This window comes from Enterobacter sp. 237C8 (genome assembly GCF_034106865.1).
GTDB lineage: Bacteria > Pseudomonadota > Gammaproteobacteria > Enterobacterales > Enterobacteriaceae > Enterobacter > Enterobacter asburiae_B.
Map to the genome: position 1 here is coordinate 651,224 of NZ_JAWNDF010000001.1, position 22,069 is coordinate 673,292.

Below are 22,069 nucleotides of genomic sequence, written 5' to 3' on the forward strand. Positions count from 1 at the left end.
ATGCTGGTTTTTTGAATGCATAACGACAAAGATCTCTCCACGTGGCAAACCTTCCGCCGACTCTGGCCGATGATTGCGCCCTTTAAAACAGGCCTGATCGTGGCGGGAGTAGCGTTAATCCTCAACGCAGCCAGCGATACTTTTATGCTATCGCTTCTCAAACCGTTACTGGACGACGGTTTTGGTAAAACGGATCGCTCAGTGTTGCTATGGATGCCTCTGGTGGTTATCGGACTGATGATCTTACGCGGCATCACCAGCTATATCTCCAGCTACTGTATTTCCTGGGTATCAGGGAAAGTGGTGATGACCATGCGCCGTCGCCTGTTCAGCCACATGATGGGCATGCCGGTCTCGTTCTTTGACAAGCAGTCTACCGGGACGCTGCTGTCCCGTATTACCTACGACTCAGAGCAGGTTGCCTCCTCGTCCTCAAGCGCGCTGATCACCGTTGTGCGTGAGGGCGCGTCAATCATCGGCCTGTTCGCGATGATGTTCTATTACAGCTGGCAGCTGTCGATCATCCTTATCGTTCTGGCACCGATAGTTTCTATTGCTATCCGCGTCGTCTCAAAGCGCTTCCGCAATATCAGTAAGAATATGCAGAACACGATGGGGCAGGTGACGACCAGCGCGGAACAGATGCTGAAAGGGCATAAAGAAGTTCTGATTTTTGGCGGTCAGGACGTCGAAACCAAACGCTTTGATAAAGTCAGCAATAAAATGCGTCTGCAGGGGATGAAAATGGTCTCGGCCTCTTCCATCTCTGACCCGATTATTCAGCTGATTGCGTCACTGGCGCTGGCATTCGTCCTCTATGCGGCAAGTTTCCCTAGCGTGATGGAGACGCTGACGGCGGGTACCATCACCGTGGTCTTCTCCTCAATGATCGCCCTGATGCGTCCGCTGAAATCCCTGACGAACGTGAACGCCCAGTTCCAGCGCGGGATGGCCGCCTGTCAGACGCTGTTCAGCATTCTGGATTCCGAACAGGAAAAAGATGAAGGTACTCGCGAGATTGAGCGCGCCCGTGGTGACGTTGAATTCCGCAATGTCACTTTCGCCTATCCTGGACGTGAAACGCCGGCGCTGCGTAATATCAACCTGTCCATTCCGGCGGGTAAAACCGTGGCGCTGGTGGGCCGTTCCGGCTCGGGTAAATCGACCATTGCCAGCCTGATCACCCGTTTCTACGATATTAACGAAGGTGAGATCCTCCTGGACGGTCATGACCTGCGGGAATATACCCTGCAGTCGCTGCGTAACCAGGTGGCGCTGGTTTCCCAGAACGTGCACCTGTTCAACGATACTGTGGCAAACAACATTGCGTATGCGCGCACGGATGAATACAGCCGTGAGCAGATTGAGAATGCCGCGCGTATGGCCTACGCAATGGACTTTATCAACAAGATGGATAACGGTCTGGATACGATAATCGGTGAGAACGGGGTGCTGCTCTCCGGCGGTCAGCGTCAGCGTATCGCCATTGCGCGTGCGCTGCTGCGCGATAGCCCAATTCTGATTCTGGACGAAGCGACCTCCGCGCTGGATACGGAATCTGAACGCGCTATTCAGTCTGCCCTGGATGAGCTGCAAAAGAACCGTACCTCGCTGGTGATTGCGCACCGTCTGTCGACTATCGAGCAGGCTGACGAAATCGTCGTGGTTGAGGACGGTATCATTGTTGAACGCGGAAGCCATGCTGATTTGCTGGAACACCGCGGCGTTTACGCCCAGCTTCATAAGATGCAGTTTGGCGAATGATTGCACGCATCTGGTCCGGTGAATCCCCGCTGTGGCTCCTGCTTTTGCCGCTCTCCTGGCTCTACGGCCTGGTGAGCGGCATTATCCGTCTGCTTTACCGTCTGGGGCTGAAGCGCGCCTGGCGCGCGCCGGTTCCGGTTGTGGTGGTCGGTAATCTTACGGCGGGCGGCAACGGTAAAACGCCGGTAGTGATCTGGCTGGTGGAGCAATTGCAAAAACGCGGTATCCGCCCGGGGGTGGTATCGCGCGGATATGGTGGTAAAGCGGCGCGTTATCCGCTGCTGCTGACGGCGGAAACCACGACTGCCGAAGCGGGTGATGAGCCGGTATTGATTTTCCAGCGTACCGGCGCGCCGGTTGCGGTCTCCCCGGTGCGCAGCAACGCCGTTCAGGCACTGCTTGCCGAACACGCGGTACAAATTATTATCACTGACGATGGCCTGCAGCATTACGCCCTGGCGCGTGATAAAGAGATTGTGGTCATCGACGGGGTTCGCCGCTTCGGTAACGGCTGGTGGCTGCCGGCCGGCCCTATGCGCGAACGCGCTTCGCGTCTTAAGTCCGTTGATGCGGTGATTGTGAACGGCGGTGAGGCAAAAGCGGGTGAAATCCCGATGTACCTGCAGCCGGGCCTGGCGATCAACCTGGTGACGGGTGAACGCCGGTCGGTTGCTGAGCTGCCTTCACCGGTGGCGATGGCGGGGATTGGCCATCCGCCGCGCTTCTTCGCGACGCTGGAACAGTGCGGTGCCCGGCTGGAAAAACGCGTTCCGCTGGCCGACCACCAGGCGCTGGTGGAAGGGCAGGTCGACGCCCTGACCGTACCCGGGCAGTCGCTGATCATGACCGAAAAAGATGCGGTGAAATGCCGTGCCTTCGCGAAAGAAAACTGGTGGTATCTGCCGGTTGACGCTGAACTCAGCGGCGAGCAGCCGGAACGTTTGCTCAAGGAACTGATTGCGTTGGTGAAATAAACGCTTACGCGGTTCTGGTGGCGCTTTGACTGACAGGATAACGCATGTCTTTACCGCAACTCTCGCTTTCAGCCGCACGTCATTTACACCTTGCCGCGCAGGGGCTGCTTAAAAAGCCCCGCCGCCGCGCGCAGCCTGCCGATATTCTCTCTACCGTCCAGCGCATGTCGCTGCTTCAAATTGACACCATTAACATTGTGGCCCGTAGCCCTTACCTGGTGCTGTTTAGCCGTCTGGGAAATTATCCTTCGCAGTGGCTGGATGAGGCGCTCAGCAAGGGGGAGTTAATGGAGTACTGGGCGCACGAAGCCTGCTTCCTGCCCCGCAGCGATTTTGCCCTGGTTCGCCACCGTATGCTTGCCCCTCAAAAGATGGGCTGGAAATACCGTCAGGCGTGGATGCTGGAACATGCTGCCGAAATTGAGCAGCTTATCGCGCATATTCAGGAAAACGGTCCCGTACGCTCCGCCGATTTTGAACACCCGCGCAAAGGCACCAGCGGCTGGTGGGAGTGGAAGCCGCATAAACGTCATCTCGAAGGGCTGTTTACCTCTGGCAAAGTCATGGTGATTGAGCGGCGTAATTTTCAGCGCGTCTACGACCTGACGCATCGCGTGATGCCGCACTGGGACGACGAGCGTGACCTGCTTACCCAGGAGGCGGCCGAGGCTATCATGCTCGAAAACAGCGCCCGCAGCCTGGGAATTTTCCGCCCGCAATGGCTGGCTGATTATTATCGCCTTCGCCAGCCCGCGCTGAAACCGCTGCTGGATATCTGGCAACGCGAACAGCGCATCATCCCCGTCACGGTGGAAACGCTGGGCGAAATGTGGCTGCATGCGGATCTCCTCCCGCTACTGCCTCTGGCCCAGGAGGGGAAACTTCAGGCAACCCACAGTGCGGTGTTGTCGCCTTTCGACCCGGTCGTCTGGGACAGAAAACGCGCCGAGCAGCTGTTCGATTTTAGCTACCGGCTGGAATGTTATACCCCAGCGCCAAAGCGCCAGTATGGTTACTTTGTTCTCCCGCTGCTGCATAAGGGGCAACTGGTCGGGCGTATGGACGCCAAAATGCACCGCAAGACCGGCACGCTTGAAATCATTGCGCTTTATCTGGAAGAGGGCGTCAGGGTGACGGCGAGCCTGGAAAAAGGGTTAACGTCCGCCATTAGCGAATTCGCGCGCTGGCAGGGTGCCCGCGACGTGACGCTGGGCCGGGTACCCGACGGACTGTTTACATCCTGTCGAAGTGGCTGGGAAACAGGCACTCCCTGAAAAGGGAATGTGTTAAGCTTTAGCGATTACCCATACGGAGGAACTATGGATCACCGTTTACTTGAAATTATTGCCTGCCCGGTATGCAACGGCAAACTCTACTACAGCCAGGACAAACAGGAGCTGATTTGCAAGCTGGACAGCCTGGCTTTCCCGCTGCGTGACGGCATTCCGGTGCTGCTGGAAAATGAAGCTCGTTCCCTGGTGGCAGAAGAGAGCAAACCATGAGTTTTGTTGTCATTATTCCTGCGCGTTATGCCTCAACGCGTCTTCCGGGTAAACCGCTGGTGGATATCAACGGCAAGCCGATGATTGTGCATGTCCTTGAGCGTGCGCGTGAATCCGGTGCCGATCGCGTGATTGTTGCTACCGATCATCCTGACGTTGCCCGTGCGGTTGAGGCGGCAGGCGGTGAGGTATGCATGACCCGCGCCGATCACCAGTCCGGCACCGAGCGTCTGGCGGAAGTGGTTGAGAAATGTGGCTTCAGTGATGATACGGTCATCGTGAACGTGCAGGGCGACGAGCCGATGATCCCGGCGGTGATTATCCGTCAGGTGGCAGAAAACCTGGCTCAGCGTCAGGTCGGTATGGCGACGCTCGCGGTGCCCATTCACCACGCTGAAGAGGCATTCAATCCCAATGCGGTGAAGGTGGTCATGGATGCCGAAGGCTATGCGCTCTATTTCTCACGCGCCACGATCCCGTGGGATCGCGATCGCTTTGCGCTCTCTAAAGAGACAATCGGTGATACTTTCCTGCGTCATATCGGGATCTACGGCTATCGCGCCGGTTTTATTCGTCGATATGTTACCTGGGCGCCGAGTCCGCTGGAGCATATCGAAATGCTGGAGCAGCTTCGCGTGCTCTGGTACGGCGAAAAAATTCACGTTGCCGTTGCCAGCGAAGTGCCTGGAACGGGCGTTGATACGCCGGAAGATCTTGAGCGCGTTCGCGCCGAGTTGCGCTAATACCGCCTGCATCCCTCCTGTCGGAGGGATGTTCTCTCCCTCGATAATTCCTCTTTCTTTTTCCTAATTGTTCTCTTCCGGGTGACATCTCCCTTCAGGACGCTCATTATAAAAGCAGTAGTCTTAATGGGGGTAATCTCATATGGAACAGCTGCGTGCCGAACTTAGCCATCTGCTGGGTGAGAAATTAAGCCGGGTCGAATGCGTGAGTGAAAAGGCCGATACCGCGCTTTGGTCGTTGTATGACAGTCAGGGCAACCCAATGCCGCTGATGGCCAGAAGTTTCACCTCGCCGGGCGTTGCCAGGCAGCTGGCATGGAAAATGTCGATGCTGGCACGGGAGGGAACCGTCCGTATGCCGACGGTGTACGGCGTGATGACCCACGAGGAACACCCCGGCCCGGACGTGCTGCTGATTGAGCGTTTACGCGGCGTGCCCGTTGAAGCGCCCGCGCGCACGCCGGAACGCTGGGAGCAGTTAAAAGACCAGATTGTCGAGGCGCTGCTGGCCTGGCACCGTCAGGATAGCCGCGGGCTTGTCGGTCCGGTCGACAGCACTCAGGAAAACCTGTGGCCGCTGTGGTATCGCCAGCGGGTCGAAGTGCTGTGGGGAACGCTTAACCAGTTCAACAATACCGGTTTAACCATGCAGGACAAACGTATTCTGTTTCGCACCCGCGAGTGCTTACCGGCGCTATTCGACGGTTTTAATGACAACTGCGTGCTGATCCACGGTAATTTCACCCTGCGCAGCATGCTCAAGGACTCCCGCAGCGATCAGCTTCTGGCGATGCTCGGGCCGGGGATCATGCTCTGGGCTCCGCGCGAATACGAGCTGTTCAGGCTCAGCGACAGCGGGGCGGCGGAAGGTTTACTGTGGCACTACCTTCAACGCGCGCCCGTTGCAGAAGCGTTTCTCTGGCGGCGCTGGCTTTACCTGCTCTGGGACGAAGTCGCGCAGTTGGTCAACACCGGACGTTTTAATCGCGCAAATTTCGATCTGGCAACAAAATCACTCTTGCCCTGGCTCGCCTGACGATCCTTTCAGCCACTGCCAGAGGCGTCCGAGCGTCTCATAACCGACGCGATCGCTATGCATCAGCCAGGCCGGGGATGGGATCGCCCGTTCCCACGGGTTGAGCGGCGCGTCGATAGCCATCTGGTTTGCCGGTGCGGGAAGCGGGTGCAGGCCTTGCTTCTGGAAGAAAATCATCGCGCGGGGCAGGTGTGAGGCGGAGGTCACCAGTAAGAACGGGACATCGCCAATTGCCTGCTTCACTGCGGCAGCCTCTTCTTCGGTATCTTTTGGACTGTCCAGAGTGATAATCGAGGAACTCGGCACGCCGAGGGATTCTGCGACCCTGGCGCCCGCTTCAGCCGTACTCACCGGGTTTGTTTTGGCCGCCGCGCCAGTGAAGATCATTTTTGAACCCGGGTTCGCCAGCCAGAGGCGAATGCCTTCGTTTAGCCGTGGCAGGCTGTTGTTGATCAGGTTTGAACTGGGCGCCCAGTCAGGATCCCAGGTATATCCGCCGCCCAGTACCACGATGTACGCCACTTTCTGATTTCCCTGCCATGTTGGGTACGTGTTTTCGATGGGGCGTAACAAGCCATCCGCGACCGGCTGCAGGCTCAACAGCAGCAGGACAAACCAGCCGAGCGTGATAAGCGTTTTGCCACTCTTCTGAAAGCGACTGAACCACACCAGCGCCAGCCCCAGCGCGATGGTGATGAGCAGCAGCGGAAGGGGAAGCATCATCCCTCCAATGTATTTCTTAAGGGTAAAAAGCATCCTTTTTGGTTCCTTTTTTGACCATATAGCAGGTGATTACCCGTGATATTACACCAGAGAGGTTCATTCTCCGCGCGGGTGTGACAAAATAGCGGTTTTGCAGTTAGCGAGTGGAACTCTCCCAATGCGGGATCGCAATTTTGATGACATCGCGGAAAAGTTTTCGCGCAACATTTATGGCACCACGAAAGGTCAGCTCCGTCAGACGATCCTCTGGCAAGATCTGGACACCATTCTGGCCACCTTTGGTGGGCAAACGTTGCGCGTGCTGGACGCCGGTGGCGGTGAAGGGCAGACGGCGATAAAAATGGCCGAGCGCGGTCATCACGTCACGCTTTGCGATCTTTCTGCTGAAATGGTCGCCCGCGCGACGCGTGCTGCAGAAGAGAAAGGTGTGAGCGACAACATGCATTTTATACAATGCGCCGCTCAGGACATCGCACAGCATTTGGAAACACAGGTTGATCTGATATTGTTTCATGCGGTGCTGGAGTGGGTTGCCGATCCGCAAAGCGTGTTACAAACCCTGTGGTCTATGTTGCGCCCGGGCGGCACGCTGTCGCTGATGTTCTACAATGCTAACGGCTTCCTGATGCACAACATGGTTGCAGGAAACTTCGACTATGTGCAGGTCGGGATGCCCAAAAAGAAAAAGCGCACGCTTTCCCCGGACTATCCGCGCGATCCACAGCAGGTTTATGGTTGGCTGGAAGCGATTGGCTGGCAGATCGTCGGGAAGACGGGCGTCAGGGTGTTTCATGATTATCTGCGTGAAAAACACAAACAGCGTGACTGTTTTGACACCTTAACAGAATTAGAAACGCGGTATTGCCGTCAGGAGCCTTTTATCAGCCTTGGCCGCTATATTCACGTCACCGCGCACAAGCCGCAGATGCAAGGATAACCTATGAGTGAATTTTCCCAGACAGTCCCCGAACTGGTTGCCTGGGCCAGGAAAAACGATTTCTCCATCTCGCTGCCGGTAGACAGACTCTCTTTCCTGCTGGCGGTTGCCACGCTGAACGGCGAACGGCTGGACGGTGAAATGAGCGAGGGTGAACTGGTGGATGCGTTCCGCCATGTCAGTGATGCGTTTGAGCAAACCAGCGAAACCATTAGCGTGCGTGCCAACAACGCAATCAACGATATGGTGCGTCAACGTCTGCTGAACCGCTTTACCAGCGAGCAGGCGGAAGGAAACGCCATCTATCGCCTGACGCCGCTGGGCATCGGCATCACCGATTACTATATTCGCCAGCGTGAATTTTCTACGCTGCGTCTTTCCATGCAGCTCTCGATCGTGGCGGGTGAGCTTAAGCGCGCCGCCGACGCGGCGGATGAAAACGGTGACGAATTCCACTGGCACCGTAACGTCTACGCGCCGCTGAAATATTCGGTGGCCGAGATTTTCGACAGTATCGATCTCACCCAGCGCCTGATGGACGAACAGCAGCAGCAGGTGAAAGACGATATCGCCCAGCTGCTGAATAAAGACTGGCGAGCGGCCATCTCCAGCTGTGAACTTCTGCTGTCAGAAACCTCCGGCACGCTGCGTGAGCTCCAGGATACGCTGGAAGCCGCAGGAGACAAGCTGCAGGCTAACCTGCTGCGTATCCAGGATGCGACGCTGGCACACGACGATCTGCATTTTGTCGACCGCCTGGTGTTCGATCTGCAGAGCAAACTCGATCGCATTATCAGCTGGGGCCAGCAGTCGATCGACCTGTGGATCGGCTATGACCGACATGTGCATAAATTTATCCGTACCGCGATTGATATGGATAAAAACCGCGTCTTTGCTCAGCGTCTGCGTCAGTCGGTGCAGACCTATTTCGATGCGCCATGGGCGCTGACCTACGCCAATGCCGATCGTCTGCTGGATATGCGCGACGAAGAGATGGCGCTGCGCGATGAAGAGGTGACCGGTGAACTGCCGCCGGATCTGGAATACGAAGAATTTAACGAAATTCGCGAGCAGCTTGCGGCGATGATTGAAGAACAGCTCGCTGTCTACAAAACCAGACAAGTGCCGCTGGATCTTGGGCTCGTGGTGCGCGACTATCTGGCGCAATATCCACGCGCGCGCCACTTCGACATTGCCCGCATTGTGGTAGACCAGGCGGTGCGCCTGGGCGTTGCGCAAGCAGATTTCACCGGACTGCCGCCGAAGTGGCAGCCAATCAACGATTACGGAGCCAAGGTACAGGCGCATGTCATTGACAAATATTGAACAAGTGATGCCAGTTAAGCTGGCACAGGCGCTGGCGAATCCGTTATTTCCGGCGCTGGACAGCCAGCTGCGTGCCGGTCGTCACATTGGATTAGACGAGCTGGATAATCACGCCTTTTTGATGGACTTCCAGGAGTACCTGGAAGAGTTTTACGCACGCTATAACGTGGAACTTATCCGCGCGCCGGAAGGGTTTTTCTACCTGCGCCCGCGCTCCACAACGCTTATTCCGCGTTCCGTGCTCTCCGAGCTGGATATGATGGTCGGCAAAATTCTTTGCTACCTCTACCTCAGCCCGGAACGTCTGGCGAATGAAGGCATCTTCACCCAGCAGGAACTTTACGACGAGCTGTTGACGCTGGCAGATGAAAGCAAGCTGCTGAAGCTGGTGAACAACCGCTCCACGGGGTCGGATCTTGACCGTCAGAAATTACAGGAAAAAGTTCGCTCTTCCCTGAACCGTCTGCGCCGTCTGGGGATGGTCTGGTTTATGGGCCACGACAGCAGCAAATTCCGCATTACGGAATCTGTCTTCCGCTTCGGCGCCGACGTGCGCGCGGGCGATGACGCGCGTGAAGCGCAGCTTCGCATGATCCGCGACGGTGAAGCGATGCCGGTGGAAAACCATTTGCAGCTCAATGACGAGCATGAAGAGAATCTGCCGGATAGCGGGGAGGAAGAGTAATGATTGAACGCGGTAAATTTCGCTCACTGACGCTGATTAACTGGAACGGCTTCTTTGCCCGAACGTTCGATCTGGATGAGCTGGTCACGACGCTCTCCGGCGGTAACGGTGCGGGTAAATCCACCACCATGGCGGCCTTTGTTACGGCGCTGATCCCCGATCTGACGCTGCTTCACTTCCGTAACACCACCGAAGCGGGAGCCACAAGCGGCTCCCGTGATAAAGGTCTGCACGGTAAGCTGAAGGCCGGTGTCTGTTATTCGGTTCTGGACGTCATTAACTCCCGTCATCAGCGCGTTGTGGTGGGCGTGCGCCTGCAGCAGGTCGCCGGTCGCGACCGTAAAGTGGATATCAAGCCGTTTGCGATCCAGGGGCTGCCGACCTCCGTGCAGCCGACGGCGCTGCTGACGGAAACCCTGAACGAACGCCAGGCGCGCGTGCTGACGCTGCAGGAGCTGAAGGACAAGCTTGAAGCCATCGAAGGCGTGCAGTTCAAGCAGTTCAACTCGATTACCGACTACCACTCGCTGATGTTCGATCTGGGCGTGGTGGCGCGTCGTCTGCGCACGGCATCAGATCGTAGCAAATACTACCGCCTGATCGAAGCGTCTCTGTACGGCGGTATCTCCAGCGCGATTACCCGCTCCCTGCGCGACTACCTGCTGCCGGAAAACAGCGGCGTGCGTAAGGCCTTCCAGGATATGGAAGCGGCGCTGCGCGAAAACCGCATGACGCTGGAAGCGATTCGCGTTACCCAGTCTGACCGCGACCTGTTTAAACACCTGATCAGCGAAGCCACCAACTACGTGGCGGCGGACTACATGCGCCACGCCAACGAGCGCCGCGTGCATCTCGATCAGGCATTAGAATACCGTCGCGAGCTGTTTACCTCCCGTAAACAGCTGGTAGCGGAGCAGTACAAGCACGTTGAAATGGCGCGGGAGCTGGGCGAGCACAACGGTGCTGAAGGCGACCTGGAAGCCGATTATCAGGCCGCCAGCGATCACCTGAACCTGGTGCAGACCGCGCTGCGTCAGCAGGAAAAAATCGAGCGCTATGAAGCGGACCTCGATGAGCTGCAGATTCGTCTCGAAGAGCAAAATGAAGTGGTGGCTGAAGCCGCCGACATGCAGGAAGAGAACGAAGCCCGCGCCGAAGCGGCCGAGCTGGAAGTGGATGAGCTGAAAAGCCAGCTTGCCGATTACCAGCAGGCACTTGACGTGCAGCAAACGCGAGCGATTCAGTACACCCAGGCACTGCAGGCATTACAGCGTGCAAAAGAGCTGTGCCATCTGCCTGACCTGACGCCGGACAGCGCCGACGAGTGGCTGGATACCTTCCAGGCCAAAGAGCAGGAAGCCACCGAGAAACTGCTCTCCCTTGAACAGAAAATGAGCGTCGCGCAAACGGCGCACAGCCAGTTTGAGCAGGCTTATCAGCTGGTAGTCGCGATTAACGGCCCGCTGGCGCGTAACGAAGCCTGGGACGTTGCCCGTGAACTGCTGCGCGACGGTGTGAACCAGCGCCATCTGGCCGAGCAGGTTCAGCCGCTGCGTATGCGTCTGAACGAGCTGGAGCAGCGCCTGCGCGAGCAGCAGGAAGCCGAGCGTCTGCTGGCGGAATTCTGTAAGCGTCAGGGAAAAAATTACGATTTCGACGAGCTTGAGGCCCTGCATCAGGAGCTGGAAGCGCGTATTGCGGCCCTGTCCGATACCGTATCAAACGCCAGCGAACAGCGTATGACCCTGCGTCAGGAGCTGGAGCAGATTCAGTCCCGTTCGAAGACGCTCCTGGAGCGTGCGCCGGTCTGGCTGGCGGCTCAAAGCAGCCTGAACCAGCTCAGCGAGCAGTGCGGCGAACAGTTCGAATCCAGTCAGGAAGTGACCGAATACCTGCAGCAGCTGCTGGAGCGCGAACGTGAAGCCATCGTTGAACGTGACGAAGTGGGCGCCCGCAAACGCGACGTCGATGAAGAAATTGAGCGCTTAAGCCAGCCGGGCGGGTCAGAAGATCCACGCCTGAATGCGCTAGCGGAGCGTTTTGGCGGCGTGCTGCTGTCCGAGATTTATGACGACGTTGGCCTCGATGATGCCCCGTACTTCTCCGCGCTGTACGGTCCATCCCGCAACGCGATTGTGGTCCCGGATCTGTCGCTGATTTCTGAGCAGCTTGCCGGCCTGGAAGATTGCCCGGAAGATCTCTACCTGATCGAAGGGGATCCGCAGTCGTTCGATGACAGCGTATTCAGCGTCGACGAGCTGGAAAAAGCGGTGGTGGTGAAAATTGCCGACCGTCAGTGGCGTTATTCCCGCTTCCCGGAGCTGCCGCTGTTTGGCCGCGCCGCGCGCGAAAGCCGCATCGAGAGCCTGCACGCCGAGCGTGAAACGCTGTCTGAACGTTTTGCGACCCTGTCGTTTGACGTGCAGAAAACCCAGCGTTTGCACCAGTCGTTCAGCCGCTTTATCGGCAGCCATCTCGCCGTAGCGTTTGACGCGGATCCGGAAGCCGAAATCCGCAAGCTCAATACCCGCCGTGGCGAGCTGGAACGTGCGATTGCAAGCCATGAAAGTGATAACCAGCAAAGTCGCGTTCAGTTTGAACAGGCGAAAGAGGGCGTCGCTGCCCTTAACCGCATTCTGCCGCGCCTGAATCTGCTGGCGGATGACACGCTGGCTGACCGTGTGGATGAGATCCAGGAGCGTCTGGATGAAGCGCAGGAAGCCGCGCGTTTCGTTCAGCAGCATGGCAATCAGCTGGCGAAGCTGGAGCCCGTCGTGTCTGTCCTGCAGAGCGACCCGGAACAGTTCGAGCAGTTAAAAGAAGATTATGCCTGGTCGCAGCAGGTGCAGCGCGAAGCGCGTCAGCAGGCGTTTGCCCTGACGGAAGTGGTGCAGCGTCGGGCCCACTTTGGCTACTCCGATTCGGCTGAAATGCTGAGCGGTAACAGCGATCTGAACGAAAAACTGCGTCAGCGCCTTGAGCAGGCGGAGGCGGAACGTACTCGCGCCCGCGAAGCAATGCGCAGCCATTCCGCTCAGCTGAACCAGTACAACCAGGTGCTAGCCTCGCTGAAAAGCTCCTTCGACACCAAGAAAGAGCTGTTAAACGATCTGCAGAAAGAGCTTCAGGACATCGGCGTTCGTGCCGACAGCGGGGCAGAAGAGCGCGCGCGTATTCGTCGTGACGAGCTGCATTCGCAGCTCAGCAATAACCGCGCGCGTCGTAATCAGCTGGAAAAAGCGCTGACCTTCTGCGAAGCCGAAATGGATAACCTGACCCGTCGCCTGCGCAAGCTGGAACGCGACTATCACGAAATGCGCGAGCAGGTCGTGACCGCCAAGGCGGGCTGGTGCGCGGTGATGCGCATGGTGAAAGACAATAACGTTGAGCGTCGTCTGCACCGCCGCGAGCTGGCGTATCTCTCTGCCGATGAGCTGCGCTCCATGTCGGATAAGGCGTTGGGTGCGCTGCGTCTGGCGGTGGCGGATAACGAACACCTGCGCGACGTGCTGCGCATGTCGGAGGATCCGAAACGTCCGGAACGTAAAATCCAGTTCTTCGTGGCGGTTTACCAGCACCTGCGCGAGCGTATTCGTCAGGACATCATCCGTACCGACGATCCGGTTGAAGCCATCGAACAGATGGAAATCGAGCTGGGCCGTCTGACGGAAGAACTGACCTCCCGCGAACAGAAGCTGGCGATCAGCTCCCGCAGCGTGGCGAACATTATTCGTAAAACCATTCAGCGCGAGCAGAACCGTATCCGCCAGCTGAACCAGGGCCTGCAGAGCGTGTCGTTTGGCCAGGTAAACAGCGTGCGCCTCAACGTCAACGTGCGTGAGGCCCACGCGACGCTGCTGGAAGTGCTCTCAGAGCAGCACGAGCAGCATCAGGATCTGTTCAACAGCAACCGTCTGACCTTCTCCGAAGCGCTGGCGAAGCTGTATCAGCGCCTGAACCCGCAGATTGATATGGGGCAACGTACGCCACAAACTATCGGTGAAGAGCTGCTGGACTACCGTAACTACCTGGAAATGGAAGTTGAGGTAAACCGTGGCTCAGACGGCTGGCTGCGTGCGGAATCCGGGGCGCTTTCTACCGGTGAAGCGATCGGTACCGGCATGTCAATTCTGGTGATGGTCGTACAGAGCTGGGAAGATGAAGCGCGCCGCCTGCGCGGCAAAGATATCTCGCCATGCCGACTGCTGTTCCTGGATGAGGCGGCGCGACTTGATGCCCGCTCGATTGCCACGCTGTTCGAGCTTTGCGAACGTCTCGATATGCAGCTCATTATCGCGGCGCCGGAGAACATCAGCCCCGAGAAGGGCACCACCTACAAACTGGTGCGTAAGGTGTTCCAGAACAGCGAACACGTTCACGTTGTGGGGCTGCGTGGCTTTGCGCCGCAGCCGCCGGAGTCGTTGACGGAAACCACGGCGGACGCTTCCTGAAGCGTCTTCTGACCCGAAGCGGCGCACTGGCGCCGCTTTTTTTTAAACTTAACTTGTGCTTGGGGCTGCGTTATCTTTAAACTTCTTTACATAAGGTAAGGCAACAGCTTAGCCGTCTACCTATAATGAAAGAAAGCCCCAGCGTGATGGGCATGTCGTGAAAACAGGGGGCAAGGGATGTTGCTAAAGAAAGAATGTGGTCGTCAGCTGTCTGCGCTGAGTTTATGCCTGGCAGTGATGTTTGCTCCGCTGTTAACCGCCCAGGCCGACGAGCCTGAAATTGTGCCGACTGACAGCTCGGCAACGACAGGCGCGCAGCCAACGTCGTTGTCCCAGCCGCTGGAACAGTCTCCGGCAACGGCTATCATGGCCGGTATTAAACCGCTGCCGGAAGGCATCGACGCGGAATCGCTCAGCCAGCAGCTGCAGTCGGAGCTGCCGTCAGGCTACACGCCTGTCTATATCAACCAGCTCACGCTCCTCTATGCTGCCCGCGATATGAAACCGATGTGGGAAAATCGCGATGCCGTGCGTGCCTTCCAGCAGCAGCTGGCAGAGGTTGCGATTGCAGGGTTTCAGCCGCAGTTTACAAAGTGGGTTGAGCTGTTAACCGATCCTGCCGTCACCGGGCAGGCGCGGGACGTGGTGCTTTCCGATGCCATGATGGGCTACCTGCAGTTCGTGGCGGGTATTCCGGTCAACGGCAACCGCTGGCTGTACAGCGATAAGCCGTACAAGCTGGCGACGCCGGCGCTGTCGGTGATTAACCAGTGGCAGCTCGCGCTGGATAACGGCGAACTGCCGCGCTTTATTGCCAGCCTGGCACCGGCGCATCCGCACTATGCCACTCTGCACCAGTCGCTCCTCACGCTGGTGGGGGACACGCGTCCATGGCCGCAGATGCGCGGCACCGCGACGCTGCGTCCGGGGCAGTGGAGCAGCGATGTTCCTGCCCTGCGCGAGATCCTGACGCGTTCTGGTCTTCTTGACGGCGGGCCAAAGATTGTTCTCCCGGGTGACGATCCACAAAACGTCGCCGTCAGCCCGTCAGCGCCAGTTAAAGAGAAGAAAGCCGTTGCCCTGAGCAACAAACCCGCTGCTTACGATCGCGAGCTGGTTGCGGCCGTTAAACAGTTCCAGGCCGCTCAGGGGCTGGGGGCCGATGGCGTCATTGGCCAGACGACGCGCGACTGGCTGAACGTATCGCCTGCGCAGCGGGCAGGGGTGCTGGCGCTCAATATCCAGCGTTTGCGCTTGCTGCCGGGAACGCTCTCTACCGGAATTATGGTTAACATCCCGGCGTATTCCCTGGTCTATTACCAGAACGGCAGCGAAGTGCTGGCGTCCCGCGTGATTGTCGGGCGTCCGGATCGTAAAACACCGATGATGAGCAGCGCGCTGAATAACGTGGTGGTTAACCCGCCGTGGAACGTACCGCCGACGCTGGCGCGTAAAGACATTCTGCCGAAAGTCTGGAACGATCCGGGTTATCTGGAGCGTCATGGCTACACGGTGATGCGTGGATGGAACAGTAAAGAGGCCATCGATCCTTATATGGTCGACTGGTCGACCATCACAGCGTCGAATCTGCCGTTCCGCTTCCAGCAGGCTCCCGGAGCGCATAACTCTTTAGGGCGCTACAAATTCAACATGCCGAGTTCAGAAGCGATCTATCTGCACGATACGCCGAACCACAATCTGTTCCAGAAAGATACGCGCGCGCTGAGTTCTGGCTGTGTGCGCGTGAACAAAGCTTCAGAGCTGGCCAATATGCTGTTGCAGGATGCGGGCTGGAACGATACGCGTATCTCGGATGCCCTGAAGCAGGGGGATACGCGTTACGTGAATATTCGCCACAATATTCCGGTCAATCTTTACTATCTGACGGCATTTGTGGGTGAGGACGGGCGTACCCAGTATCGTACAGATATTTACAATTATGATCTCACCGCGCGATCCGGCGCACAAATTTTGCCAAAAGCGGAACAATTAATCAGGTAAATGAAGCAGTTCGGGAAAAATGATTGTCGTAAGTTAGGGTGAATAGGGGGCAATATCGCTGTAAGCCGCGTATTCACTGGGGTTGGGCGCCTTGACGTACCTGGTTTTGCCAGTTAAGGTGCCCTTCGTGCGCTAAGCATATTACGATTTCTTTTACCTGTAGACCTGATTATCATGGACAAATTTGACGCTAATCGCCGCAAACTGCTGGCGTTAGGTGGTGTTGCGCTTGGCGCAGCGGCCATCCTGCCGACGCCAGCATTTGCCACCCTCTCGACACCTCGTCCGCGAGTTTTAACGCTCAACAACCTGCATACCGGTGAGTCGCTAAAAGCGGAGTTTTTCGATGGCAGAGGCTATATTCAGGATGAATTAGCAAGACTTAACCATTTTTTCCGTGATTTCCGCGCGAATAAAATAAAAGCCATCGATCCAGGACTGTTTGATCAGCTTTTCCGCCTTCAGGGCCTGCTGGGCACCAGCAAGCCGGTGCAGCTCATTTCTGGCTATCGTTCGATTGATACCAATAATGAACTGCGCGCCCACAGTCGCGGGGTAGCCAAAAAAAGCTATCACACGAAGGGACAGGCAATGGATTTCCATATTGAAGGCGTTTCGTTAGCCAATATTCGCAAAGCCGCGTTATCTATGCGCGCAGGTGGTGTAGGATATTACCCCAGCAGCAACTTTGTGCATATTGATACCGGTCCGGTTCGGCACTGGTAATAACGAAACACAGGAGCAGTATGAACTATCGTATTATTCCGGTTACCGCGTTCTCCCAGAATTGTTCATTGATCTGGTGCGAACAGACTAAACTGGCCGCGCTTGTCGATCCCGGCGGTGACGCTGAGAAAATCAAGCAGGAAGTCGCCGACAGCGGCGTGACGCTCATGCAGATTTTACTGACGCACGGTCACCTCGACCATGTGGGTGCAGCGGCTGAACTCGCTAAACACTACGGTGTGCCGATCGTCGGTCCGGAAAAAGAAGATGAGTTCTGGCTGCAGGGGTTACCCGCCCAAAGCCGCATGTTTGGCCTTGATGAGTGTCAGCCCCTGACGCCCGATCGCTGGCTGAACGAAGGAGAGCGCGTTAACGTAGGGAATGTGACTTTACAGGTGTTGCATTGTCCTGGGCATACGCCAGGCCATATCGTCTTCTTTGATGACCAGTCCCGTCTGCTGATTTCAGGCGATGTGATCTTCAAGGGTGGCGTAGGACGCAGCGATTTTCCGCGCGGCGATCACGGGCAGCTGATTCAGTCGATTAAACAAAAGTTATTGCCGCTGGGTGATGACGTTACGTTTATCCCTGGACACGGTCCGATGTCGACGCTGGGCTACGAACGGCTCCATAATCCGTTCCTTTAGGATGAGATGCCTGTCTGGTAACCAGAATAAAAAAAGCCTGCATAATGCAGGCTTTTTTATGGACGCAAATTACAGTACGGCGACAATCGCTTCGCACAGTGGCGCCATGTTGTCAGGCGTCATGCCTGCAACGTTCACGCGGCCTGAGGCCACGGCGTACACGCCAAACTCTTCACGCAGACGCAGAACCTGCTCTTTGGTCAGGCCGCTGAACGAGAACATGCCGTTCTGTTTGATAATAAAGCTGAAGTCGCGGTCCGCGCCTTTCTCAGCCAGTGTGTTCACAAACAGCAGGCGCATGCGCTGAATACGTTGACGCATATCGTTCAGCTCTTGTTCCCAGATAGCGCGCAGCGCATCGTTGCTCAGGATAGTGGCAACAACAGACGCACCGTGTGCCGGTGGGTTAGAGTAGTTAGCGCGGATAACCGATTTCATCTGGCTGAACGCACGATCGACGGTCTCTTCGTTAGCGGCAACCAGCGTACAGGCACCCACGCGCTCATTGTACAGACCGAAGTTCTTGGAATACGAGCTTGCGACAATCAGCTCCTGGTGAACGGCTGCGAACGCGCGCAGGCCTTCGGCATCTTCTTCCAGACCACGGGCAAAGCCCTGGTAGGCAAAGTCAAACAGCGGCAGCCAGCCTTTTTCAACGGACAGCTTCGCCAGGTGTTGCCACTGCTCAAGCGTCGGATCGATACCGGTTGGGTTGTGGCAGCAGCCGTGGAACAGAACCACGTCACCTGCCTGCGCTTCGCTCAGGCTCGCCAGCAGGCCGTCAAAGTCGAGAGAGTGGTTTGCCGCGTCGTAGTATGCATATTCACGCACTTCCAGACCCGCAGAGTTAAACACGCTCTTGTGGTTCGGCCAACTTGGGTTGCTCACCCATACGCGCTTAACAGAGGTGTTTTTCGCAAGGAAATCCGCCGCTACGCGTAGCGCACCGGTACCGCCTGGGGTCTGTGCTGTACGGGCACGTTTGTCACTCACAATTGCGCTGCCTTTACCGAACAGCAGCTCCTGGGTGCAGCGACCAAACTCAGGGATACCATCAATACCGAGGTAGTTTTTGGTGGTTTCGTTTTCCAGCAGATACTGCTCAGCTTTCTTAACGCTGGTCAGTACCGGAGTTTTGCCGGTTTCATCTTTATATACACCAATACCCAGGTTGATTTTGCCAGGGCGGTCGTCGGCACGAAACAGATCGGCCAGGCCCAGAATAGGGTCGGCAGGAGCGGCGGTAATGTTCTCAAACATGACGAAGTTCCATTGTGATTACAGAAGTGAAATCCGCTATCAGGTTAACGGTAGATTTACAAAATGCCAACCGTTTGCGACGAAAAGCGTGCGGCTTTTCAAAAGTCGCCATTATTTTCTGTCACGCATAAAAAAACAGGGCCGAAGCCCTGTTCATTAAGCATATAACAAAGTGGTGTACTGATTAGAACTGGTAGGTTACGCCAACGGTAGCTTGGTTGTCAGAGCCAACCCAGCTGGTGGACGCATCTTTGTCGTCCAGCAGGTTGAAGCGGTAGTCACCGTACACGTTGAAGTTCTTGTTGAAGTAGTAAGTCGCACCAGTGGTGATGTATTTCGCCAGGTCACGGTCGCCGATGCCGTTCAGGTCTTTACCTTTGGACTGAACGTAAGAAACGGAAGGACGCAGGCCGAAGTCGAACTGGTACTGAGCGATAACTTCAAAGTTCTGGGTCTTGTTAGCAATGTTATAAACATTACCATCATCATTCGGAACATAGTTTTCGCCGCTGTTACCCAGGCGGCTCATGTTGCGAGTCTCTGCATAAACGGTCGCCAGGTAGATGTTGTTCGCGTCGTATTTCGCGCCAACAGCCCAGGATTCAGCTTTATCGCCTTTACCATCTTTTTTCTGCTCAAGCGTACGGTTAGCGGTGCTGTAGGCACCGATCAGACCGAAGCCTTCACCGAACTCGTAACCCAGGGACAGGCCAACACCGTCGCCGTTTGCTTCATTCAGGTTTTTACGATCGTTTTTACCCTGGTATTGAACGCCAAAGTTCAGACCATCAACCAGACCGAAGAAGTTGTTGTTACGGTAGGTCAGCAGGCCAGTAGAACGGCTGGTCATGTAGTTATCAACATAGCCGCCACCCCAGGTTTCGCCAGAGAAGGACGGAGCCATATCGGTGTAGGATTCTACGTCATACACGATACCGTAGTTACGACCGTAGTCCAGAGAACCCGCGTCAGCGATTTTCAGGCCAGCGAAAGCCAGACGAGTTACGTTAGTCTGATCACCTTCAGCTGCACCGGCGCGTGCACGGTATTCCCACTGACCGTAACCGGTCAGCTGGTCGTTGATCTGAGTTTCGCCTTTGAAGCCGATCTGGCCGTAAGAGGAGTCAGCGTTTTTGTGTACGCCAGAAGTGGTGAAGCCGTGTTCGCCCACAACTTTACCGTAGAAGTCCAGTTTGTTGCCGTTCTTGTTATAGATTTCTGCAGCGTTAGCTGCACCGGCTACCAGCAGGGCAGGGATTACCACTGCCAGAATATTGCGCTTCATCATTATTTATTACCCTCATTGGTTTTTTATGACACTCGCCACTGCCGTCAATAAATTCTGTCAATAAATATTTCCGGAACTATTGATGAGAGTTTGGTGTCTTTATGTATCTGACAGGCATCTTTCCATTCGGCGAAGCGTTTCGCTAGCCTGAAAGTGCTACAATTCTCAAGATTAAGTAACCGAAAGAAAATATGTGTAACTAAATATGTATTTTTGGGAACTTTGTGAACCATCTCAAACTTCAGAACTCCCTGGCGAATTAAACAGCAAGGGCTATCCTATATATATGAATTCCTTATGATTAATTGAGATAAAGGCGATTCGTATAAACAGACCTTAAACGGCTCGTTTTTTCTTATGACTGCAAAAGGCCTTCCGGATGGCTGTAGGATTGGTCGAAATTTGTGCTATCGCTTGAGGGTGTAATAATCGCAATAAGAATGGGGTTTATTTTTTGTGGCTGGATATTTCGCGGAAACAAAACGTAACAGGTAGTGGTTGTGACGGGGGGAAGGTTTAAAGACGCTGACTTTGCGCTGACGAAAACTGACAATACAGAATAAAATAATGGCCAGCATCTGCTGGCCATTTCAGTCTTTTACCGATTAGAAGCTGGCGTTACGTGGAGTACGTGGGAATGGGATCACGTCTCGTACGTTCTGAACACCGGTAACGTAGGCAATCAGACGCTCGAAGCCCAGACCAAAACCGGCGTGCGGTACGGTACCGTAACGGCGCAGATCGCGGTACCAGCTGTAGTCAGCGGGGTTGAGGCCCATCTCTTCCATACGCGCGTCCAGCACGTCAAGACGTTCTTCACGCTGAGAGCCACCGATGATTTCACCAATGCCAGGCGCCAGTACGTCCATCGCTGCCACGGTTTTACCGTCTTCGTTAAGGCGCATATAGAAGGCCTTAATGTCTTTCGGGTAGTTTTTAACGACAACCGGCGCTTTGAAATGCTTCTCGGCCAGATAGCGTTCGTGCTCAGATGCCAGGTCAACGCCCCAGTAAACCGGGTTCTCGAACGTCTCACCGCATTTCTCGAGGATCGCCACCGCGTCCGTATAGTCCACCTGCGCAAAGTCGGCAGAGACGAAACGCTCCAGACGCGCTACAGCATCGCTGTCTACGCGTTCTGCGAAGAATTTCATGTCGTCAGGACGCTCTTCCAGCACCGCTTTGAACACATACTTCAGCATGGCTTCTGCCAGGCCAGCGACATCGTCGAGGTTGGCGAACGCCACTTCAGGCTCCAGCATCCAGAATTCCGCCAGGTGACGGCTGGTGTTGGAGTTTTCGGCGCGGAAGGTTGGGCCAAAGGTGTAGATCTTTGACAGCGCACAGGCGTACGTTTCGCCGTTGAGCTGACCAGATACCGTCAGGAAGGCTTCTTTACCAAAGAAGTCTTTGTCATAGTCCACTTTACCTTCAGGCGTGCGCGGCAGGTTTTCCATGTCCAGCGTCGAAACGCGGAACATCTCACCGGCACCTTCCGTATCGGACGCGGTGATCAGCGGGGTAGACACCCAGAAGTAACCCTGCTCATCGAAGAAACGATGCAGCGCCTGCGCCAGCGTATGACGCACGCGCGCCACCGCACCAATCAGGTTGGTACGCGGACGCAGGTGGGCGACTTCACGCAGATATTCGATGCTGTGGCGTTTTGCCGCCATCGGATAGGTATCCGGATCTTCAACCCAGCCGGTGACTTCAATCGCAGTGGCCTGAATTTCGAAGCTCTGGCCCTGACCCGGTGAAGCCACAACCACGCCGGTAACAATGACGGAGCAACCCGTTGTCAGTCGCAGAACGTCATCATTGTAATTGGGCAGAGAATTATTAATGACGGCCTGTACAGGATCAAAGCAGGAACCGTCATAGACGGCGAGGAAGGAGATGCCAGCTTTAGAATCTCGGCGGGTACGCACCCATCCGCGCACGGTGACTTCCTGGTCAACGGCGACACGGCCCTGGAGTACGTCGGCTACAGGCACAACGCTCAT

At 56.1% G+C, this 22,069-nt stretch carries 17 protein-coding genes; 13 read left to right on the plus strand and 4 right to left on the minus strand.

Annotation, left to right across the window (positions count from 1 at the left end):
* Nucleotides 1–15: 15 nt before the first annotated feature.
* The 6 genes from msbA (at nucleotide 16) to USF70_RS03145 (ending at nucleotide 6,019) form a co-directional block, all read left to right on the plus strand.
* Nucleotides 16–1,764: a lipid A ABC transporter ATP-binding protein/permease MsbA gene (gene msbA / locus USF70_RS03120; RefSeq protein WP_033145094.1), complete on the plus strand. Its 1,749-nt coding sequence runs from the start codon at nucleotides 16–18 to the stop codon at nucleotides 1,762–1,764.
* Entirely contained in the window at nucleotides 1,761–2,738 is a 978-nt protein-coding gene (gene lpxK, locus USF70_RS03125; protein WP_320735262.1) for a tetraacyldisaccharide 4'-kinase, read from the plus strand. The genes msbA and lpxK overlap by 4 nt, the downstream gene beginning before the upstream one ends.
* 44 nt (nucleotides 2,739–2,782) lie before the next feature.
* Nucleotides 2,783–4,012, plus strand: a complete 1,230-nt coding sequence (locus USF70_RS03130; RefSeq protein ID WP_213787495.1) for a winged helix-turn-helix domain-containing protein — start codon at nucleotides 2,783–2,785, stop codon at nucleotides 4,010–4,012.
* Between the two features lie 45 nt (nucleotides 4,013–4,057).
* Nucleotides 4,058–4,240: a protein YcaR gene (gene ycaR, locus USF70_RS03135; RefSeq protein WP_006174474.1), complete on the plus strand. Its 183-nt coding sequence runs from the start codon at nucleotides 4,058–4,060 to the stop codon at nucleotides 4,238–4,240.
* Nucleotides 4,237–4,983, plus strand: a complete 747-nt coding sequence (kdsB, locus tag USF70_RS03140) for a 3-deoxy-manno-octulosonate cytidylyltransferase (protein ID WP_023311001.1) — start codon at nucleotides 4,237–4,239, stop codon at nucleotides 4,981–4,983. The genes ycaR and kdsB overlap by 4 nt, the downstream gene beginning before the upstream one ends.
* A gap of 142 nt (nucleotides 4,984–5,125) precedes the next feature.
* Nucleotides 5,126–6,019, plus strand: a complete 894-nt coding sequence (locus tag USF70_RS03145) for a YcbJ family phosphotransferase (RefSeq protein WP_023311002.1) — start codon at nucleotides 5,126–5,128, stop codon at nucleotides 6,017–6,019.
* Here the strand turns inward: USF70_RS03145 and elyC are convergent.
* Nucleotides 5,996–6,775 (minus strand): envelope biogenesis factor ElyC, encoded by a 780-nt coding sequence (gene elyC, locus USF70_RS03150; protein WP_320735263.1) that lies wholly within the window; start codon nucleotides 6,773–6,775, stop codon nucleotides 5,996–5,998. The genes USF70_RS03145 and elyC overlap by 24 nt on opposite strands.
* 124 nt (nucleotides 6,776–6,899) lie before the next feature.
* On the opposite strand from elyC, the gene cmoM reads away from it, so the two are divergent.
* From cmoM to USF70_RS03185, 7 genes are all read left to right on the plus strand, one after another.
* Nucleotides 6,900–7,679, plus strand: a complete 780-nt coding sequence (gene cmoM, locus USF70_RS03155; protein WP_023311004.1) for a tRNA uridine 5-oxyacetic acid(34) methyltransferase CmoM — start codon at nucleotides 6,900–6,902, stop codon at nucleotides 7,677–7,679.
* Nucleotides 7,680–7,682: 3 nt separating this feature from the next.
* Nucleotides 7,683–9,005 carry a chromosome partition protein MukF gene (mukF, locus tag USF70_RS03160; protein ID WP_033145101.1) on the plus strand — a complete coding sequence of 441 codons (1,323 nt, stop codon included), beginning with the start codon at nucleotides 7,683–7,685 and terminating at the stop codon, nucleotides 9,003–9,005.
* A complete protein-coding gene (gene mukE, locus USF70_RS03165; protein WP_008499954.1) occupies nucleotides 8,986–9,690 on the plus strand; it encodes a chromosome partition protein MukE in 705 nt (234 codons plus the stop codon). Before mukF ends, mukE begins: the two co-directional genes overlap by 20 nt.
* Nucleotides 9,690–14,141, plus strand: a complete 4,452-nt coding sequence (mukB, locus tag USF70_RS03170) for a chromosome partition protein MukB (protein ID WP_069303890.1) — start codon at nucleotides 9,690–9,692, stop codon at nucleotides 14,139–14,141. Before mukE ends, mukB begins: the two co-directional genes overlap by 1 nt.
* A 177-nt stretch (nucleotides 14,142–14,318) precedes the next feature.
* Nucleotides 14,319–16,142: a L,D-transpeptidase gene (gene ldtD / locus USF70_RS03175; protein ID WP_033145103.1), complete on the plus strand. Its 1,824-nt coding sequence runs from the start codon at nucleotides 14,319–14,321 to the stop codon at nucleotides 16,140–16,142.
* A 174-nt stretch (nucleotides 16,143–16,316) separates the two neighbouring features.
* Complete coding sequence (locus USF70_RS03180) at nucleotides 16,317–16,868, plus strand: YcbK family protein (RefSeq protein WP_032639289.1); 552 nt, start codon at nucleotides 16,317–16,319, stop codon at nucleotides 16,866–16,868.
* A gap of 20 nt (nucleotides 16,869–16,888) precedes the next feature.
* Nucleotides 16,889–17,515, plus strand: a complete 627-nt coding sequence (locus tag USF70_RS03185) for an MBL fold metallo-hydrolase (protein WP_320735264.1) — start codon at nucleotides 16,889–16,891, stop codon at nucleotides 17,513–17,515.
* A 69-nt stretch (nucleotides 17,516–17,584) separates the two neighbouring features.
* Here the strand turns inward: USF70_RS03185 and aspC are convergent, their stop codons facing one another.
* From aspC to asnS, 3 genes are all read right to left on the minus strand, one after another.
* Nucleotides 17,585–18,775 carry an aspartate transaminase gene (gene aspC / locus USF70_RS03190; protein WP_033145106.1) on the minus strand — a complete coding sequence of 397 codons (1,191 nt, stop codon included), beginning with the start codon at nucleotides 18,773–18,775 and terminating at the stop codon, nucleotides 17,585–17,587.
* A gap of 184 nt (nucleotides 18,776–18,959) precedes the next feature.
* Complete coding sequence (locus USF70_RS03195) at nucleotides 18,960–20,063, minus strand: porin (RefSeq protein ID WP_047651295.1); 1,104 nt, start codon at nucleotides 20,061–20,063, stop codon at nucleotides 18,960–18,962.
* A gap of 605 nt (nucleotides 20,064–20,668) precedes the next feature.
* Nucleotides 20,669–22,069, minus strand: a complete 1,401-nt coding sequence (gene asnS, locus USF70_RS03200) for an asparagine--tRNA ligase (RefSeq protein WP_033145107.1) — start codon at nucleotides 22,067–22,069, stop codon at nucleotides 20,669–20,671.

Coding starts and splice junctions, on each gene's coding strand:
- msbA (WP_033145094.1), top strand. CDS start 16: ATGCATAACGACAAAGATCTCTCCACGTGGCAAACCTTCCGCCGACTC.
- lpxK (WP_320735262.1), top strand. CDS start 1,761: ATGATTGCACGCATCTGGTCCGGTGAATCCCCGCTGTGGCTCCTGCTT.
- USF70_RS03130 (WP_213787495.1), top strand. CDS start 2,783: ATGTCTTTACCGCAACTCTCGCTTTCAGCCGCACGTCATTTACACCTT.
- ycaR (WP_006174474.1), top strand. CDS start 4,058: ATGGATCACCGTTTACTTGAAATTATTGCCTGCCCGGTATGCAACGGC.
- kdsB (WP_023311001.1), top strand. CDS start 4,237: ATGAGTTTTGTTGTCATTATTCCTGCGCGTTATGCCTCAACGCGTCTT.
- USF70_RS03145 (WP_023311002.1), top strand. CDS start 5,126: ATGGAACAGCTGCGTGCCGAACTTAGCCATCTGCTGGGTGAGAAATTA.
- elyC (WP_320735263.1), bottom strand. CDS start 6,775: ATGCTTTTTACCCTTAAGAAATACATTGGAGGGATGATGCTTCCCCTT.
- cmoM (WP_023311004.1), top strand. CDS start 6,900: ATGCGGGATCGCAATTTTGATGACATCGCGGAAAAGTTTTCGCGCAAC.
- mukF (WP_033145101.1), top strand. CDS start 7,683: ATGAGTGAATTTTCCCAGACAGTCCCCGAACTGGTTGCCTGGGCCAGG.
- mukE (WP_008499954.1), top strand. CDS start 8,986: ATGTCATTGACAAATATTGAACAAGTGATGCCAGTTAAGCTGGCACAG.
- mukB (WP_069303890.1), top strand. CDS start 9,690: ATGATTGAACGCGGTAAATTTCGCTCACTGACGCTGATTAACTGGAAC.
- ldtD (WP_033145103.1), top strand. CDS start 14,319: ATGTTGCTAAAGAAAGAATGTGGTCGTCAGCTGTCTGCGCTGAGTTTA.
- USF70_RS03180 (WP_032639289.1), top strand. CDS start 16,317: ATGGACAAATTTGACGCTAATCGCCGCAAACTGCTGGCGTTAGGTGGT.
- USF70_RS03185 (WP_320735264.1), top strand. CDS start 16,889: ATGAACTATCGTATTATTCCGGTTACCGCGTTCTCCCAGAATTGTTCA.
- aspC (WP_033145106.1), bottom strand. CDS start 18,775: ATGTTTGAGAACATTACCGCCGCTCCTGCCGACCCTATTCTGGGCCTG.
- USF70_RS03195 (WP_047651295.1), bottom strand. CDS start 20,063: ATGATGAAGCGCAATATTCTGGCAGTGGTAATCCCTGCCCTGCTGGTA.
- asnS (WP_033145107.1), bottom strand. CDS start 22,069: ATGAGCGTTGTGCCTGTAGCCGACGTACTCCAGGGCCGTGTCGCCGTT.